Below are 16,883 nucleotides of genomic sequence, written 5' to 3' on the forward strand. Positions count from 1 at the left end.
TGGTTCCGCATGGAATTCCTCCGTGTCCGATTGCGAGTGACCGACCACCGTGTCCGATACCGGGTGACCGACCACGCAGAGGCTGGCACGCACCCGCATTTCGCCGCTGTCAGCCAGGACCTTTACGGCGACGAAAGGTGGTTCTCAGGTACACCTGATGTCATGCGTGTACTGATCGTGGAGGACGAGGAATTCCTGGCGGACATGATCGCCGAGGGATTGCGGCGCGACGCCCTGGCCGTCGACGTCGTGTACAACGGCGCCGACGCGCTGGAGCGGCTGCGCCTCACGGACTACGACGTGCTCGTGCTCGACCGCGACCTGCCCGGAGCGCACGGCGACGAGGTGTGCCGGAGCGTCGTCGAGCAGCGGTTGCTGACCCGGGTACTGATGCTCACCGCCGCCGGCACCGTCCGCGACCGCGTCGACGGCCTGGACCTGGGCGCCGACGACTACCTCACCAAGCCGTTCGCCTACGAGGAACTGCTCGCCCGGGTGCTGGCGCTCGGCCGCCGCACCCACCCCGCCCTTCCGCCGGTCATCGAACGCGCGGGCATCACCCTCGACACCGCTCGCCGCCAGGCCTTCCGGGAGGGCCGCTACCTCGCCCTGTCCCGCAAGGAGTTCGGCGTACTGGAGGTGCTGATGCAGGCCGAGGGCGCCGTGGTCAGCGGTGAGGACCTGATCGACCGGGTGTGGGAGCGGAACATGGGATACCGCACCAACGCGGTTCGGGTCGCCCTCAGCAAACTCCGCGCCAAGCTCGGCGAGCCCTCGGTCATCGACACCGTGCCCGGCCACGGCTACCGCATCGGCGTCCCGGCATGAGGCGCTCCGCTCCGGTCGGCCCGAACCGCCCTCCGCTGCCCGGCCGACCACGCCCGCGGCTGCCGGGCGGGGAGCGGGGCCGGCTGACCATGCTCTACGGCGGGCTGCTCGTCCTCGCCGGGGCCATGCTCATCGTCCTGGTCAACTTCCTGGTCCGGGAGGGTCTGTACACCTCGATCAGCACGGCCGTCGCCGTCGAACCACGACTGGCCACACTGGCGAACCCGAACGCCACCTCGGCGGGAACCCTCACGATGGGAACCGCCGCACCCGCAAGCGCTTCACCCGGAACCACCCCCGCCGACGGCGGACAGTCCCACTTCCAGGCCGTCAAGGTCGTCACCCAGGCCGCCGAGCAGGCCGCCCAGAACCAGCTGCTGACCGTCTCCCTGGTCGCTCTGGCCGCCTTCGCCGTCATCTCGATGGCGCTGGCCTGGTGGATGTCGGGGCGAGTGCTGCGCCCGGTGGCGGTGATCACCAACACGGCGCGGCGGCTCTCGGGTGAGAACCTGCACGAGCGGATCGCCCTCGACGCACCCCCGGGCGAACTCAAACAGCTCGCCGACACCTTCGACGCCATGCTCGACCGCATGGAGCAGCTGGTGGGTGCGCAGCAACGGTTCGCAGCCAACGCCGCACACGAACTGCGGACTCCGCTCGCGGTGCAGCGGGCCGCGGCCGAAATCGGGCTGGCCACCGAGGACCCGGCCGCCGTCGCCCGGATCCGCCGCAAACTGATCGAGGTCTCCGAGAGCAGCGAACGGCTCATCGAGGGCCTGCTGCTGCTGTCCGTCTCCGACCAGAGGCTGGACCACCGCGAACCGGTCGCACTGGACCGGCTGGCCCGCGCGGTGGCCGCCGAGTGCGCCGCCTCGGAGGAAGCCCGAACGAACCGCGTCACCGTCCGGACCGACACCGCCCCCATGTCCGTCGAGGGTGATCCGGTGCTGCTGGCACACCTCGTACGCAACCTGGTCGGCAACGCCCTGCGCCACAACCACGACGGCGGCCGGGTCGAGGTCGGCGTGCGCGACGGTGTCCTGGAGGTCGACAACACCGGCCCCCAGGTGCCGCCGGAGACGGTCCCCTACCTCTTCGAGCCCTTCCGCCGCCTGCAGGAACGTCGACACGGCCCGCGTGAGGGCGCGGGCCTGGGCCTGTCCATCGTCGCCTCCATCGCGCGTGCCCATCACGCCGTCGTCACCGCCGTCCCCGGCAGCACGGGCGGACTGCGGGTCCGGGTCGAATTCCCCACGGCCTGATCCGGCTGCTGGGGGGCACCTGTACGTTCTTCGAACGGTGCCCGCACCGGACGGCCCCTGAACAGCGGGCCCGCAGCCTGCCCGCGGCCGCGCGATGTCCGCAACCCCTGGCCCGGTGACGCCCGCAGGAGAGCACACACCACCGACAGGCGCATCACAAGCGCGCGTTCTACGCGTTCGGGTCCCAGTCCGCGAGCTGCTCCATCGGCTCGGTGTCGCCGGTGTTCTCCAGGCTGTCGAGCGGGACGCGCGCGTAGAAGTAGAGGACCAGTTCGCTCGCTGCGCCCCGCATCACCATGTCGCCCGGCTCGGCGTCCGCGGCGAGGTCGTCGCAGCGGACACCGTCGGCGTCGAGGGTCAGGCGCCAGGAGCGGCCCTCGGTCGCGTGCAGGTCGATGGTCGCCGGCTTGAACGGCCAGGGGACGGTCGTCGCCGACACGGTCGTCAGGAACTCGTCGACGCCCTCGACCGCGACGTCCGTCGGCAGCGGCCGTGCGGCGCCCTGGGTGAGCTGGACGTCGTAGGTGTGGACGGCGATCTCCTGGATCTGGTGCCGGGCCAAGGCTCCGCTGGTCTCCGGGGCCTGCGAGCGGCCCCACCAGGTCCAGCAGCCGCGGTCCGGGCCGGCCTCGCGCAGCGCGTCGAGCATGAGCTCGGTCGACTCGGCGAGCCAGGCGTCCAGGGCTTCGCGGTCGCGGGGCGCGGTCGGGGCGCCCTTCGGGTCCGTCTTCGCCGGGGGCTCGGCGCCCGGGCCCGCCGCGACGATGGCGGCCTGGCGGCGGCGGCCGTCGCCGAGGTGCTGCGCCAGTTCGCGCAGCGTCCAGTCCGGGCAACTCGGAACCTGGACGTCAAGGTCGGGGGCGGACGCGATCGCGGCGCGGAACGCGGCCGAGCGGTCCTCGATCAGCCGCAGGACCTCGGGGAACTCCACAATGTTTTGCACGCCGATGGTGTATCACGGCGCTTCGGCCGCCTGGTAGCGATTTTGTCGGGCGGCGACGACCGAAGCCCCTGCACGAGCGGCTCACCGGTCCACTCCTCCATCGCCACGAAACGAGTCCGGCCCCACCGCACACGCGATGGGGCCGTAACCTGAAAGACCGTCAGCAAACCTCCAGGGCAGGCGGGTCGGGACGCCCCGGCTACGCCTTGGTGCAGGTCGGGTCGGTCTCCGGCAGGCGTCCGCCGGCCAGGTAGGCGTTGACCGCGTCGTCCACGCACGCGTTGCCGTACGTCCCGTAGAGCCCGTGCTGGTCGGCGCCGCGCAGGGTCAGCAGCCGGGAGCCGGGCAGCAGCCCGTGCAGCGCGACGCCGTCCCGGTAGGGGGTGCGCGGGTCGCCGGTGGCGGAGAGGATCAGCGCCCGGGCGTCGCGGCGTACCTCGGTGGGCGCCTCGCGCGGGGGGTCCAGGAAGGCGCACGGGGAGATGTTGTCGAGCAGCGGGCCGGACAGCGGGTACCGGGCGCGGTCGCGCTCGATCCGGCCCCAATAGTCCTCCGGGTCGCGCGGCGCCGTACCGTCCGCGCACAGGATGGCCTGCGAGATGCTGCCGGCCTGCGACCCCTGCGGGGTGAACAGGAAGCGCAGCATGGCGGTGGTCCCGTCCGAGGGGGTGACCGGCCGGCCCTCCGCGGCCTCGGCGAGCATCGCCGTCAGCTCGGCGAGGCCCGCCCGATCCGCGCCGGAGTCGCCCGCGAGGTTCATGAACACCAGCATCGGCACCCGGGTGTCGTCGAGCTCGAAGGCGTCCGCGCCGGCGCCGACGACGAGCGGGCGCGCCGCGGCCGCCCGGACCGTCCGCAGCACCCCGGCGACCACCTCCTCGCGGGTGCGGCCCAGCCCGTACGTGTCATGGCGGGCCGCCGCCCAGTCCGCCCAGTCGGCGAACGCCCGCTCGCTCTCCGGCGCCATGTTGGGGAGCAGCGCCGGCCCGGCGTGGGCCGGGTTCAGCGCGCTGTCCAGGACCACCCGGTCGTAGCGGCCGGGGAACATCTGGGTGTACACCGTGCCGAGATAGGTGCCGTAGGAGAGGCCGAGGTAGGAGATCCGCCGCTCGCCGAGCGCGCCGCGCACCACGTCCATGTCCCGGGCCGCGTCGCGGGTGCTCGCGTGCGGCAGCAGGTCCCCGGCCGCCGAACGGCACCGGGTCGCGAGGTCCCGCTGGAGGGCGACCTGGCGCTCGAAGGAGGCCCGGCCGGTCCCGGAGGAGGTGATGCTGAAGCCGATCGGCCAGCCGCAGTCGAGGGGGGCGCTGCGGCCGACGAAGCGCGGGTCCAGCCCGACGATGTCGAAGCGGGCGGCAGTGTCCTTCAACGCGGCGTGCACCCGCGGCGGCGCACCGAGCGTCGGACTGCCGGGGCCGCCGTCGTTGAGCAGCAGCGTGCCGATCCGGTGGCGGGTGTCGGTGGCCTTGATCCGGGAGAGCGCCAGCGTGACCGTGCGTCCGCCGGGCTCGCCGTAGTCGAGCGGCACGGTGACCTCCGCGCAGCGGGCGCCGGCCCGTTCCAGCGCGGCGCCCTCCTCGTCCTGCGGGCCCTGGACGCAGCTGTGCCAGTCCGGGCGCTGCTGGTAGTAGCGGTCGAGCCCCCGGGGGATGCCGGCGGCCTGTGCGGCGGCTTCTGCCGGTGCGGTGGCGGTGGCCGCGGTCAGGCCGGCCACGAGGGCGAGAGCGGCCGCGGCGGCGCGGCGGCGGAGGTAGGTCAAGACGTCTCCTCGGCGGTGCGGGGCCCGGTCCGGGCCGCCTCCGTGCAGGACGCGTGCGGGGCAAACGATATGACGATCCGTCGGAAAAAGCTTCGCTGACGACGAAGTCGGGCGGGTGCAGCGGTGGGATCAGGTTTGCGGCGCAGGCGCAGGAGCCGTACGGGCGCGGAGCAGCAGCGCCAGCCCCAACGCCAGGTCGACGGCCACGTCCAGTGCCTGCAGCCAGTCGGCCGTCCTCCCCGGCGAGTAGATCTCCAGGTAGTCGGCCAGCGCGTGCAGCAGCACCAGCGGCCAGACGCTCCCGATGTACAGCCGCGCGCCGCACAGGAAGAAGCCGAACGCGCCGGCCTCCAGCACCTGCCACAGCGTGTTGCCCAGGGGCGCGTCGAAGAACAGCCAGTTGTCGAGGTGCCCGACCCCGAACAGCACCGCCGTCAGCGCCCCCGCGCGCACTGGACCGAGCGGCCGCGCGACCTCCAGCACCAGTGCCCGGCTGCTCAGTTCCTCACTGACCCCGATGGCGAGCATCAGCACCACCCCGCCCGCCAGGGTCGCCGTGCCGCCCTCGATCCCGGGTAACGCCGCCAGCCCCGCCAGCACTGTCACCGGCAGCAGCACCGGCCAGCGCGCCATCACCCCTGGGCCCGCCACCCCGCCGGCCGCCAGCAGCCCCCAGGCCCGGAGCAGCGCCAGCACCACCGCCGCGCCCGCCAGGTTGACCACGGTAGGCCCCAACTGCGGGAACCACCCCGGATCCAACGGCGGCAGCACCTTCGCCACCACCACGATCGTCGCCTGCCAGACGACCGCGACCCCGACCGCCCCCGCCACCGGATGCCGGCGCACCTGGCTCCCCCACCGTGTCAACACAGCTCGATGGTAGGCTCGGAACCGTCAAGTCGTGGTAACTCCAAGCAAGTTGGGCCTACAAGTCTGCTGAGGATCTTTCAGGTTCCGGCCCCATCGCGTGTGCGGTGGGGCCGGAACGGGTCGACCGTGACCAGGCCGCAGTCGTCCTTCAGCTCGACCGGCTTCCACACGTCGCCGACCCGGGCCTCCGCCGTGACGTCGTTCGCGGTCAGCGCGTCGGAGCTCCGCACGGCGACCCGGGGGCGCAGGCCCGTGGTGCCGTCCGGCGAGGAGACCCGGAAGCCGAACGGGATCGGGTCGGTGGTGATCACGCCCTTGGCCGGCGGCATCACCGAGAGCATCCGGGGGCTGTGGCTGTCGACGACGGTGGCGTTCAGCTCGGCCTTCGCCATGTCGCGGTAGCCCCTGGAGTGCGGCACGGGGGCGTCCGCCTCGATCGTGATCCGGCCCCGAGCCCTCCGGCTCGCTCTCCCCGCCTCTCACCCTGATAGACGTCCATCCCGCCGGGGGGTTGCAGGCGGGTTCGAAGAAATTTTCCGCGGACTTCGCCCGGAACGAGGACGCGCCCCTGCAGGCACACCGCCGGCTCTGCGGCGGCACGTACGACGGGTCGAGCCCATGGCGCGGTCAGCGTGCAACAGCCCTCCCCGGCGACCGGCCGGCCGACCGCACTCGGCCGGCGGGTCGCGGGACGCACAGCCTTCCCAACCGGCGCCGCTCAGACCACCGCCCCGTTGTGGTCGCGCCCCCGCGCCGCGCCCGCCGCGTGAGGCGCCCGTGCCGCCCTGGCCTCCCGCGGCCGGTCCGGGAACCGCTCCTGGAGCAGCACGACCACCGGCATCGCGGTGAACACCGTCGACGCCGTGCCCATCAGGACCCCGGCCAACAGCGCCACCGAGAAGTCGGCGAGCGAGTCGCCGCCGAGGGTCGCCAGGGCCACCAGGACGAACAGCGCCCCCATGCCCGTGTTCACCGTCCGGGGGAGGGTCTGCGCCACGGCGCGGTCCGCGAGGTCCGCCCAGCTCGCCTTCGTCCCGGTCCGGCGCAGCTCGCGCAGCCGGTCCAGGACCACCACCGTGTCGTTGACCGAGTACCCGACGATGGTGAGCAGCGCGGCGAGGAAGACGCTGTCCACCGGCTTGCCCAGCCAGGCGAAGAGGCCGAGGACGAGTAGCAGGTCCTGCGCCATCGCGATCACCGCGGCGGCCGCGAAGGCCCACCGGAAGCGGATCGTGAGGTAGAGCAGCTGGGCGCCGACCGCGAGCCCGAGCGCGGCCAGCGCGTAGCCGCGCAGTTCGCTGCCGAGGCTCGGCCCGATCAACTCGTCGCGCTCCACGGACAGTTCGCCGGTGACGCCGGTGAGCGCCTCCCGGATGCGCTGCTGCTGGTCGTCGCCGGTCTCCTTGGTGCGGACGGACACGCCGGTGTCGCCGGTGGTCTGCACCACGGCCTGCGGGAACCCGGCGCCGACCACCGCCGTGCGGGCGGCGTCCGCGTCGACCCGCTGCGCGGCGGTGTACTGCGCCACCCGGCCGCCGGTGAACTCGACGCCGAAGTCCAGGCCGCGCCCGCCGATCCCGGCCAGGGCGAGCAGCAGCAGGCCGGCGCAGGCGCCCAGCCAGCGCCGCCGGTGGCGCATCAGCCGGGGCGGCCGCCGGGTCAGCCGGGTCCGGAGCCGACCGACGGTGGCCATGCCGGTCAGGGTGGGCCGCCGGACGACGGCGGGCCGGCGCACCGCCCACTCGGCGAGCAGCCGGGTGATCAGCATGGCCGAGAACATCGAGGCCAGTACGCCGATCGAGAGCGTCACCCCGAAGCCCTTGACCGGGCCGGTGGCGAACACGAAGAGCAGACCGGCGGCGAGCAGCGTCGTCACGTTGGAATCGGCCACCGCGCTCCACGCCTTCGCGAACCCGACGCGGAGCGGACGCCGCAGGTCGCGCTCCTTGCCGTGGCCGGCCGCCCGAGGAGCGGTGTACTCCTCCCTGGCCCGTTCGAAGACCAGCACGTTGGCGTCCACCGCCATGCCGATGGCGAGCACGAAGCCGGCCAGCCCGGGCAGGGTGAGCGTCGTGCCGAGCGCGACCACGGCGGCGTACGAGATCAGCCCGTAGAGGGCGAGAGCGACGGTGGCCAGCACGCCGAGCAGGCGGTACACCGCGATGATGAAGGCCCCGGTGCAGAGCAGGCCGACGGCCGCGGCCAGGGCGCTGGCCCGGATCGCCTCGGCGCCGAGGGTGGGGCCGACGGTGCTCTGCTCGATCACCGTCACCGGGACGGGCAGGGCGCCGCCCTTGACCAGGGCCGCGAGGTCGCGGGCCTCGTCGGCCGAGAAGCCGCCGGTGATCTGCGTCGAACCGCCGGTGATCCCCTGCCCGCAGAGCACGCTGTCCTGGACACCGGGGGCGGACAGGACGCGGTCGTCGAGCACGATGGCGACCCGGCGGGCGGGGTCGGCGGGTGCGGCGCACGCCGCCTCCCCGGTGAGCCGGGCCCAGGCGTCTCCGGCCGAGCCGCGGAAGGAGAGGTCGACGCTCCAGCCGAGGCCCGTCCGGGTGTCGAGGACGGCCGAGGCGTCCTTGACGCCGTCGCCGGTCAGCGCCGGCGGGCCCAGCCGCAGGTGACCGCCGGGGAGGCCGGGGCCGGCGAGGACCCGGGAGCCGTCCGCCGCGGGGGGCCGGCCGGGCCGTCGGTGGTCGCGACGACGGGGTGGAAGGTGAGCTGGGCGGTGCGGCCGATGACCCCGGCGACCTCGCGGGGGTCCTGGACGCCGGGGAGTTCGACGACGATGCGCCGCTCCCCGGCGCGGGCGAACGAGGGTTCGACGACGCCGAGGCCGTCGACCCGGCGACGCAGCACCTCCAGCGCCCGGTCGGTGGTGTCCGCGTCGGCGCGGACGGTGGGCGAGTCCTGGGTCTCCAGGACGATCCGGGTGCCGCCGCGCAGGTCGAGGCCGAGGCGGGGCGGGGTGGTCAGGGCGGCGTAGAGCGAGACACCGACGACGGCGAGCGCGACGAGCGCGCGCCAGAACGCGGTACGGCGAGAAGGCATGGGTACTCCACGGGCGGTCCGCGGGAGCCGGGCGTCCTCGGGGGGGACGCCGCACCCGGGACGGGCGGACGCGAGGGGACGGCGCGCCGCCGGGAACACTCCGGGCACGGTGGCCGGAGGCCTCCCGTCCGGGCCGCGGGCAGGCCGCGGCACCCGGGTCGGCGGGCGCGATGGGACGTCAGCTGGACCGGGTGGAGGGGGGACCGCGGGTGTGGCGGGGGTCGTAGCGGTCGGACGGCGGCGCCCGCTCCTGGCGCGGCCCCGCGGCGTACAGCCCGGGCCGGAACCGGGGGGCGTCCGTCCGGGCGACCGGAAGGACGGCCGGCGGGAGCGCGGGCAGCCGGACACCGGGCTCGGCGGCGGCCGTCTGCCGCTGGACGACGTCGGAGCCGGGGCGGTCCGCGGTTCGCCGGACCTCCGCGCCCGCCGGACCGAGCCATACGGCGGCCGGGGCGGCCGGGGCAGTGACGGCGGGCGGCGCACCGAGGGCCGGCTGCGCCGCGCCTGTCGCTGTGCCGAGGAGGACCTGGCAGACGGCCCAGGCCGCGAGGAACGCGCAGGACAGCGCGGCCGCCGCGGTCCGACGCACGCGTCGCTCCACTCCGGCCCCCTCCCCGCTCGTGCCGTCACCCGGTCCCGTCCGCAAGAAGCTCTCACTGTAGGCGACGGCGCAGCCGTGCGGGGAGGTTCAGGCGGCGGAGCGGACCGGCGGGGGCCGGCGGGGCCCGGCCGGGGCGTCCGAGGCGCCCGCCGCGATCGCTGTCGATCTCGGCGGGGCGGGTATCCGGGCCGGGTTGATCGGACACGACCCCTGTGCTTTCCCGCCATTCGCCCACCCCATCGATTCCCCGGCCGTCGGCCGGGTAGGCACGGGATGCCACCCACCCATGAGGAGAGCCAATGAGGCTTCGGATCGGTCAGGGAACAGCGGCACTTGTCGCCGGAATCGTGGTCACCACAGGCTTCGCGGCCGCACCGTCCGCCGACGCCGCTACCGTGCATTCGGTGTCGGCGGGTTCGCGAACCTTCGTCAACGTGAACTCCGGTAAGTGCTTGGAGATCTGGAACGACGCCACCGGCAACGGCGCCCGTGCCGGCCAGTGGGACTGCAACGGATCAGCAACCCAGCAATGGCAGGTGTATCTCAACGGTGCCTGGGCCACCATCGTCAATGTGAACTCGGGCAGGTGCTTGGAGGTCTGGGGCGACTCCACCGACAACGGCGCCTTTGCCGGCCAGTGGGACTGCAACGGATCACCAACCCAGCAGTGGCTCTTGACCTCCACCGGCGAAATCAGCAACAGGAACTCGGGCAAGTGCCTGGAGATCTGGAACGACGCCACCCACAACGGTGCGACCGCAAACCAGTGGCAGTGCAACTGGTCCGCCACGCAGAAGTGGCGCTGAGACGCGCTCGCGCGTGGTCCCCCGGTGACCGAAGGCCGAGTCCGGCACGGCCTCGGCTGTTCGAGCTACCCAACACCATGAACACCGCCCCGGGGTGATCCGCTGCGCCACTCCGCAGGAAACGACGACGCGCTCCTACGCCTGGTCACCGTCGTGCTCGTCGAACTCCACGACGAGTGGATCGCTTTCCCCCGCCGCTACCTGCCCAAGGGCGGCATGAACCAGCTCTACCCGGCCAAGCTCCCCCGAAGCACGTTCGCCGAGCGCCTGCCACCACCGGAGACCGAGGTGGCGGCGCCCATCGGGTGGTCGACGGCGTACGGCGGCGGATCCGCTCGGTCAGGTCCGGCTTGCGCCGGCTGCGGCTCTCCGTGCGCCATTGCGGATCCATCGCCGGTTGCCGGCACATGCCAGGGCCGGACCGACGAGCATGGACAGCATCCACAGTCCGACGCTGGCGGGTGAGTAGATGTAGTACTGCCATCGATTCGGCAGCAGCGCCGGCAGGAGAAGGAGCGCGATCAGTGTCGCCCAGGTCGTGAGCACAGTGATCACTGCGCGCGACGCCACAGCCACACCGTTTCCTGGTGCCACGTGTCCCCCTGGCCGAGTTCGGAGCGGATCCCGGAGCGGATCCCGCCCATCAAGTTTGAACGCGTTCAATATAGCAGCGCGGTTGCGGGGCGGTCGGCAGCCGGTGCTGCCGACCGCCCAGCACGGGGTACTGGCCAGGGCAGGAGAAGCCGGAGCGCGGAGCACGGCGGGCCCCGTACGGCCGGTCGGCGCGACGGGCTCAGCGGAAGTCGTCGGCGTGGTCGACGGCCCACTGGGCGTAGGTGTGTGCCGGAGCGCCGGTGATCTTTTCGGCGATGGCGGAGGTCGCGGCCGCGACGCCGTCGGCGGCGGCCCACTGACTCACGATCGCCTCGGCCACGACCGGATGCATGGTTCTGGCGACTTCCGTGCGAGCCTGCTCGTCGGAGATGTGCTCGATCCGGATGTGACGGCCGATGGCCTCGCCGATGTGCTCGACCTGGCGTTGCAGGGTCAGGGACTCTGCCCCGTAGATGGTGTAGGCCTGGTGGGAGTGGCCCGGTTCGGTCAGCGCGGTCACCGCCAGCGCCGCGATGTCCTTCTCGTGCACCGGTGCCGACTGTGCGAACGGGCGGGGAAGGCGGACGACGTTGTCGGTGCGGATCGATTCGGCCCACCAGGTGCGGGTGTTGGTCGCGAACGTCCCCGGCCTGAGGAACGTCCAGTCCATGCCGGACCGTTGGACGGCCTGCTCGATCGTACGGTTCCGGCGGGTGACCGGGTGGTCGGCGTCGGGGTCCAGGACGACCGACACCGACGAGAGCAGGACCACCTGCCGGATCCCCGCGGCCGCGGCCGCAGCGGCGACCTTCTCGATGTCGTAGGGCTTCCGGGGGTCGAGCATTCCGTACAGGAACACCTTGTCGGCACCGTCGAGCGCTGCGGGGAGCGTCTCGGGACGCTCCAGGTCGGCGACGACTGCTTCGCATCCGGGCGTCGAGTCCGCGGCCGGGGTCCTGTTGACCGCTCTGACCTGCTCACCGGCGGCCAGCAGGCCGCCGGCCACATGACGTCCGACGTTGCCGCGGGCGCCGAAGACGACTGCCACCATGATGGAACCTCCTGCTTGTTGTGGAGATGAATTGCCGCATGGGCGCGGGATGCGGGATGTCGCTGCGACGGGAGTGTCGGTCGCCGGTCAGGGCTGGATGTTCTCCAGGTCCTCCAGAAGGCCGGGGTGCCTCGGCTCCCAGCCGAGCACCTGCCGGGTGCGGGTGCTGGACGAGGGCTGGTCGGCCCTGAAGATCGGGCCGAGCGGGCCGTAGGTCTCCTCCGGCACCGGCGCGACCGGCAGGCCCAGCCGTCGGCCGATGACGGCCGCGATGTCCCGTACCTGGTCCCCCTCGTCGGCCACGGCGTGCCAGGCGGTACCGGCCGGCGCCTGCTCCAGGGCGAGCCGGAAGAGAACGGCCGCGTCGAGCGCGTGGACGGCGGGCCAGCGCTGGGTGCCGTCGCCGGGGTAGCCGGAGATTCCGCTTCGGCGTGCGATGTCGGTCAGCAGGCCGGCGAACCCGCCCGTGCCCCCGTTGTGAACCGTGCGGGGCAGGCGCACGGACGTGCTCCGGACCCCGCGCGAGGCCAGGCCCAGGACCGCGGTGACCGTGCGACCGCGGCCGCCGACCGGCCCGTCGGTGGGCACCGGGTCGGCCTCGGTGGAGGCACGGCCCGGCACCCGGGGCGTACCCGAGACGGTGACCAGGGGGCGGTCGCTGCCGACGAGTTCCTCGCCGAGGGTGGTGAGGGCGGCGGTCTCCTCGGCGATGTTCCGGGCGAGGGCCTCGGGGCTGCTGAAGTCGTTGCCGAAGGCCAGGTGGATCACCCCGTCGGCCCGGGCGGCGCCGGAGCGCAGGACGTCCAGGTCGGTGAGGCCTCCCCGCAGCGGCTCGGCGCCGGCGGCCTCGGCGGCCAGTGCGGAGGCGTCGGAGCGGGCGAGGGCGAGGACGGTGTGGCCGTTGCCGAGGAGTTCGGTGACGACGGCGGAACCGATCAGACCGGTGCCGCCGGTGACGAAGACGCGCATGGAACCCTCCCAGAAGTGATGGGACTCTTGTCCCATCACCGTAGCAGAGTGATGGGACAAGAGTCCCATCACGTATGCTGAACCCCATGGGTCGATGGGAACCAGGTGCGCGTGAACGCCTCGTCGTGGCCGCGGTCGACCTGTTCACGGAGCAGGGGTACGACGCCACGACGGTCGCGCAGATCGCCGAGCGTGCCGGGGTCACCAAGAGCACCTTCTTCCGGCACTTCCCCGACAAGCGCGAGCTGCTGGTCGCCGGGCAGGAGACGCTGAGCCGGCTGCTGGCCGAGGGGATCGCCGACGCGCCCGGTGACGCCAGCCCGCTCGAGGCGGTCGCCGCCGGTCTCGAGCGCGCCTCGACCGCGATGGGCCCCGGGAGTCGCGAGCTCGCCCCCCGCCTGAAGGCCGCCGTCGCCGCCAGCGCCGAGCTGCAAGAGCGCGACACCCTCAAGACCGTCAGCCTCGCGGCCGCGATGACAACCGCCCTGGTCGCCCGCGGCGTACCCGACCCGACCGCAGCCCTCGCGGGCGAGCTGGGCGTCCTCGCCTTCAAACGGGGGTACGCCGAATGGGCCGAGGACGACCGCGGCGCCGAGGGCGAGCTCGCCGGGTACACCCTGGCCGCCCTGAACGAACTGCGTGCGGCGAGCGCATCGCTGGGCTGACCGGACGAGCACCGTCCAACGCCGGCGCGGTGGACGAGAGGCAGACCTCACAGCGCTTCGAGCGCGCCGGCCCGATCCTGGCTGTGGGTCGCCGTATCCGGGCGTCCAAGGAGGCCGCGGTCGAGTCCGGAACGCCTCTGCACGGAGCCGTGATGCGCCCCTGGCTCGTTTCAGTCGGTCACGTTCGCGGCCTGGCGTGATCGTCCTCCCGGGCAGGACCGTGCCTCCACTCGGTGCTACGTCACGCCGGCGGAACTCCTTGTGCGCCTCGGGAGCTCCGGGTTCGGTCTCGCTTGGACGGTGCGGATCGACGATGCTCGACTGGTCACCAGGTCTGCCGAGATCGAGAAGGCTTCCTCCGGTGCCGGGATCGGCGCTTTGGAGCTACTGGCCCCGGTCGCGCCGGACGTTCGGTTTGTTGACGCGGACTTCGAGGGGTGTGCAGGCGATGAGCCGAGGGTGGTGCTGCGGGAGTTCGACAGCACGAGTTGGGACCTCTGCACCGCGGATGCCTCGGTAGTCCGGGAGATCCGCCGGTACTACCACTGATCGTTTCTGGGTGAGTCGACCTGTGGGACTTGCGTTCGGCAATCTTGGTCCGCAGGGCTGTCAGCCAGGACGCGAAAGGTCAAGTCACTGTGTTGCAGACTTACTTGGAGGAGGTGTGGCATTACCAGCTGTTCCTGATCAACCTTCACCGGCCACGGTGTCCGGGTCCTCCGTGTGGCAAGCGCGACTGTCGGGTGAGGTCATTGTGCTCGACTCCGCAGGCCTCCAACGGGGGGCTGAGCGCGGATTTCGCCGGTCTCGAAGGACACGCGCTTGTCCTGGCCGGCGAGCACAACGGCTCGCCGGCAGAGGCTGGCGACAGTTGTGGGCCAGCCGGACCAGGCGTCCACCTCGAAGTTCTTCACACCGATGCAGACCAGGACGAACTCGACAGCGTTGTGGCCGTGCGCCTGCCACAGGTCGGCGGCACCGGCCGGGATGGCGAAGGCGGAGAACCTCAAGGTGACTGACGCTTTTCGCTCGTCGATGAGGACGGAGTCCAGGTGGTAGTCCGTCAGCGGTGGTGGGGGTGCGCCGAGGACTTCGCGGATCGCCTCGGGGTTGGCCAGCTCGGCAGACCAGTCACGCTCGCTCATAGAACACCTTCGCTGTCGTGGGAGGCAGCACGCTATGGTGCAGGCGCTGGTCGAGGGGACTCTCGAACCATCGCCGAGCCGTGCAGGGGTCCGCTTCGCCGGATCGATAGGCGTTGAGACGGCCCACCTTCAGGGCGTGCGCGGTGAAGTCCAGTGAGAACTCCGGGCCGCTCACGGCGATCCTGATCCGGCGCTCCGGGGTCCGGACGCGGGGACCGAACTCGATGTCGACCACGGTGCTGGCGGGGACACCCCGCATCCGCAGGTCTTCGCCCACCGCGATGAACTCGATCTGGGCCTCGAAGCGGTCACAGCCGGCTTCCGTCCAGTCCGGCGGAGCGAGGTCGGGAAAGCGGGGAAGCTCGACACGCAGCGTCACAGCGGGGCCGTACGGACTGAGGTGCACCGATCTGAGAACCAGGCGCTCCAAAGCCGGCAACTCGGTGTAGAGAGCGGTGAACCGATCGGAGCGGACCAAGAATTGCGGCCATGTGCCGGCTGACATGGGTGGGCCCCTCTGCTCTGGGGTGCTTTGTGCCCGGCGAGACCGGCGACTCCTCGCCCCAGGCGGCAGTCGGAGATCAACGAAGTGCACTTGAGCTGGGAGGATACCGCCCGTCCCCGTCCTGCCCGGTTGCGCATCACGTGCTTCGCGACGAACACCACCGGCCGCCCGATCGCCCGGCTGGAGTTGCGGCACCGCCGGCGTGCCCGCGCCGAGGACCGCATCCGGGCAGCCCGCGACACCGGCCTGAGGAACCTGTGGTGTCGGTGAACGTCACGGTGCCGGTGGGCGGGGTCGTGGCGCCCGTGCCGGCCGGGCAGACCAGGTCGTCGAGAACCACCGGTCGGTCGAGCCGGCCCTGGCCGATCGTGTCCCGATCTGGCAGCCGGGCGGCGACGTGGGGCAGTTCGCCGGGCTGCTGGGTCCGCTCGGCGTGCAGGAGGTGGACCTGGCCTCGGCCGAGGCCGTCGAACCCGACACGAACACCTCAACGAAGGCTTTCCTCCTCGTTTCGTAAACCCCTGTTCCGCCATTGCTTCCAGTGACCTACCGTCAGCGAACTGACGGTAGGTCACTCCGACATCCGGTGGGCGCAGGGGGATGTGCACGAATCGGACGAGGGTGACGAACCAGTCCTTTGCTTGCGTTTGGGTGGATCTATTGCGGGTCCACGCGATCGGTGGCCGAAACGGGCGGAGATTAAGCCAGTTGGCATGCGATCCCGCCAAAATCATTCCGCCCCGTCGATCTGCCTTTTCCGGCACTAGGATTCCTGCGTCATCAGCACAACTGTCCTGATGAAAACCGGTCCTGACGGGCCGGTAGTTTGGGGAGGAAGAGGGGGAAAATGGCGAAATCGCCAATGAGGGCAGGGCCGGCACGGCGCTCACGCGCCAGCATCCTGTCCGCCACGGCCATGATGCTGGCCGCGACCGTCATGGGGACGACGGTCGCCCAAGCACTCCCGTCCGACACGGCCCCGGAGCCGATGCCGGCCGCCTACCGCGCGCAGGTGGTCGAAGCCTGGCAGGGCGGCGGCACGGCGGTGAGGGACGCGGCCGCACGGGCACTGGTCGGCTCGGACGCCGACATCACCACGTTCTTGACCAGCACGCTGAGCCGTGCTCAGGCGTCGGACGAGCGCTTCGCCGTCATCAAGATGCTGAGCAACACCGGCAAGGGCGTGCGCGATGCCGCGACGAAGGCTCTGAGCGGGTCGGACGCCGACCTCCACGCGTTCGTCACGAGCGGCTGGCAGAACCCGATGATGGACGATCGCCGGGCGGCGATCGTCACCATCGTCGACGGCGCCGACGTCGCCGTCCGTACGGCCGGGACCAAGGCGCTCAGCGATGGCACCGCCGAGGCCATGGACGCCTTCCTGACCTCCGGCCGGTTCAAGGCGCAGGAGGAGGACGACCGGGTCGCCGTCCTGCGGCTGATGGATGTCTACACCGGCCCGGAGTTCACCAAGCAGGCCGGCCGGGCGCTCAGCGGCACGCCCGCCGACGTCCGCGGGTTCCTGGAGAACGGCCAGCTCCTCGCTCAGGCCAGGGACCAGGAGACGCTCGACGTCAAGCAGCTCGCCCAGACCGCGAAGGACGCCACCAAGCGGGCCCTGGAGGAGACGGCGGCCGCCCAGGAGGCGGGCGCCCGGGCCGAGACGGCCGCCGAGACGGCCAAGCGGGCCGCGCTGACGGCCGCGGACGAGGCTGCCAAGACCAAGGACGACGCCGAGAAGACGGGCGCCGCGGCCAACAGGGCCGCCGAGGCCGCCCAGGGCGCGGCCGAGGCCGCGAAGACCGCGATCGACGCCTCCAACACGGCGGTGGCG

15 protein-coding genes and 2 pseudogenes are annotated in these 16,883 nt (G+C 72.3%); 7 read left to right on the plus strand and 10 right to left on the minus strand.

All coding sequences use genetic code 11. The features are described from left to right. The first annotated feature begins 162 nt into the window (after window positions 1–162). On the plus strand, window positions 163–828 hold the full coding sequence (locus ACWGJO_RS28535) for a response regulator transcription factor (protein WP_452188047.1): 666 nt from the start codon (window positions 163–165) through the stop codon (window positions 826–828). After that, window positions 825–2,090, plus strand: coding sequence for a sensor histidine kinase (locus ACWGJO_RS28540; protein WP_452188049.1), 1,266 nt, complete (start codon window positions 825–827; stop codon window positions 2,088–2,090). The genes ACWGJO_RS28535 and ACWGJO_RS28540 overlap by 4 nt, the downstream gene beginning before the upstream one ends. Window positions 2,091–2,259: 169 nt before the next feature. Here the strand turns inward: ACWGJO_RS28540 and ACWGJO_RS28545 are convergent, their stop codons facing one another. The 6 genes and pseudogenes from ACWGJO_RS28545 to ACWGJO_RS28570 form a co-directional block, all read right to left on the minus strand. Beyond that, complete coding sequence (locus ACWGJO_RS28545; RefSeq protein WP_452188051.1) at window positions 2,260–3,033, minus strand: maleylpyruvate isomerase family mycothiol-dependent enzyme; 774 nt, start codon at window positions 3,031–3,033, stop codon at window positions 2,260–2,262. Window positions 3,034–3,232: 199 nt separating this feature from the next. Then, window positions 3,233–4,792 (minus strand): alpha/beta fold hydrolase, encoded by a 1,560-nt coding sequence (locus ACWGJO_RS28550; protein WP_452188053.1) that lies wholly within the window; start codon window positions 4,790–4,792, stop codon window positions 3,233–3,235. 129 nt (window positions 4,793–4,921) lie between these two features. Beyond that, window positions 4,922–5,662, minus strand: coding sequence for a CPBP family intramembrane glutamic endopeptidase (locus ACWGJO_RS28555; RefSeq protein WP_452188055.1), 741 nt, complete (start codon window positions 5,660–5,662; stop codon window positions 4,922–4,924). 77 nt (window positions 5,663–5,739) lie between these two features. After that, complete coding sequence (locus ACWGJO_RS28560) at window positions 5,740–6,081, minus strand: hypothetical protein (protein WP_452188057.1); 342 nt, start codon at window positions 6,079–6,081, stop codon at window positions 5,740–5,742. 299 nt (window positions 6,082–6,380) lie between these two features. Next, window positions 6,381–8,713, minus strand: a pseudogene (secD, locus tag ACWGJO_RS28565) (protein translocase subunit SecD). 178 nt (window positions 8,714–8,891) lie between these two features. Then, window positions 8,892–9,302: a hypothetical protein gene (locus ACWGJO_RS28570; protein WP_452188059.1), complete on the minus strand. Its 411-nt coding sequence runs from the start codon at window positions 9,300–9,302 to the stop codon at window positions 8,892–8,894. 311 nt (window positions 9,303–9,613) lie between these two features. Here ACWGJO_RS28570 and ACWGJO_RS28575 point away from each other — a divergent pair, with 311 nt between their 5' ends. Both ACWGJO_RS28575 and ACWGJO_RS28580 read left to right on the plus strand, forming a co-directional pair. Next, on the plus strand, window positions 9,614–10,120 hold the full coding sequence (locus ACWGJO_RS28575; RefSeq protein ID WP_452188061.1) for an RICIN domain-containing protein: 507 nt from the start codon (window positions 9,614–9,616) through the stop codon (window positions 10,118–10,120). Window positions 10,121–10,240: 120 nt separating this feature from the next. After that, a pseudogene (locus ACWGJO_RS28580) lies at window positions 10,241–10,375 on the plus strand (IS256 family transposase); the annotation flags it as partial. 538 nt (window positions 10,376–10,913) lie between these two features. Here ACWGJO_RS28580 and ACWGJO_RS28585 read toward each other — a convergent pair. Together ACWGJO_RS28585 and ACWGJO_RS28590 are read right to left on the minus strand one after the other, a co-directional pair. Then, a complete protein-coding gene (locus tag ACWGJO_RS28585; protein WP_452188063.1) occupies window positions 10,914–11,765 on the minus strand; it encodes an SDR family oxidoreductase in 852 nt (283 codons plus the stop codon). An 87-nt stretch (window positions 11,766–11,852) separates the two neighbouring features. Then, window positions 11,853–12,734, minus strand: coding sequence for an SDR family oxidoreductase (locus ACWGJO_RS28590; RefSeq protein WP_452188065.1), 882 nt, complete (start codon window positions 12,732–12,734; stop codon window positions 11,853–11,855). 86 nt (window positions 12,735–12,820) lie between these two features. Here ACWGJO_RS28590 and ACWGJO_RS28595 point away from each other — a divergent pair, with 86 nt between their 5' ends. Then, a complete protein-coding gene (locus ACWGJO_RS28595; protein WP_452188067.1) occupies window positions 12,821–13,399 on the plus strand; it encodes a TetR/AcrR family transcriptional regulator in 579 nt (192 codons plus the stop codon). Between the two features lie 300 nt (window positions 13,400–13,699). Further along, window positions 13,700–13,948, plus strand: a complete 249-nt coding sequence (locus ACWGJO_RS28600; RefSeq protein WP_452188069.1) for a hypothetical protein — start codon at window positions 13,700–13,702, stop codon at window positions 13,946–13,948. Between the two features lie 200 nt (window positions 13,949–14,148). Here ACWGJO_RS28600 and ACWGJO_RS28605 read toward each other — a convergent pair whose 3' ends face one another. Together ACWGJO_RS28605 and ACWGJO_RS28610 are read right to left on the minus strand one after the other, a co-directional pair. Next, complete coding sequence (locus ACWGJO_RS28605; protein ID WP_452188070.1) at window positions 14,149–14,544, minus strand: Imm50 family immunity protein; 396 nt, start codon at window positions 14,542–14,544, stop codon at window positions 14,149–14,151. After that, window positions 14,531–15,049 (minus strand): Imm50 family immunity protein, encoded by a 519-nt coding sequence (locus tag ACWGJO_RS28610; RefSeq protein ID WP_452188072.1) that lies wholly within the window; start codon window positions 15,047–15,049, stop codon window positions 14,531–14,533. The genes ACWGJO_RS28605 and ACWGJO_RS28610 overlap by 14 nt, the downstream gene beginning before the upstream one ends. Window positions 15,050–15,965: 916 nt before the next feature. On the opposite strand from ACWGJO_RS28610, the gene ACWGJO_RS28615 reads away from it, so the two are divergent. Continuing rightward, the coding region (locus tag ACWGJO_RS28615; protein WP_452188074.1) for an ALF repeat-containing protein at window positions 15,966–16,883 on the plus strand (918 nt) is incomplete at its 3' end.

It is taken from the genome of Kitasatospora sp. NPDC054795 (assembly GCF_053611565.1).

Bases quoted from the DNA above. Each gene is read 5' to 3' on its own strand.
- ACWGJO_RS28535 (WP_452188047.1), top strand. From the start codon at position 163: ATGCGTGTACTGATCGTGGAGGACGAGGAATTCCTGGCGGACATGATC.
- ACWGJO_RS28540 (WP_452188049.1), top strand. From the start codon at position 825: ATGAGGCGCTCCGCTCCGGTCGGCCCGAACCGCCCTCCGCTGCCCGGC.
- ACWGJO_RS28575 (WP_452188061.1), top strand. From the start codon at position 9,614: ATGAGGCTTCGGATCGGTCAGGGAACAGCGGCACTTGTCGCCGGAATC.
- ACWGJO_RS28585 (WP_452188063.1), bottom strand. From the start codon at position 11,765: ATGGTGGCAGTCGTCTTCGGCGCCCGCGGCAACGTCGGACGTCATGTG.
- ACWGJO_RS28590 (WP_452188065.1), bottom strand. From the start codon at position 12,734: ATGCGCGTCTTCGTCACCGGCGGCACCGGTCTGATCGGTTCCGCCGTC.
- ACWGJO_RS28595 (WP_452188067.1), top strand. From the start codon at position 12,821: ATGGGTCGATGGGAACCAGGTGCGCGTGAACGCCTCGTCGTGGCCGCG.
- ACWGJO_RS28605 (WP_452188070.1), bottom strand. From the start codon at position 14,544: ATGAGCGAGCGTGACTGGTCTGCCGAGCTGGCCAACCCCGAGGCGATC.
- ACWGJO_RS28610 (WP_452188072.1), bottom strand. From the start codon at position 15,049: ATGTCAGCCGGCACATGGCCGCAATTCTTGGTCCGCTCCGATCGGTTC.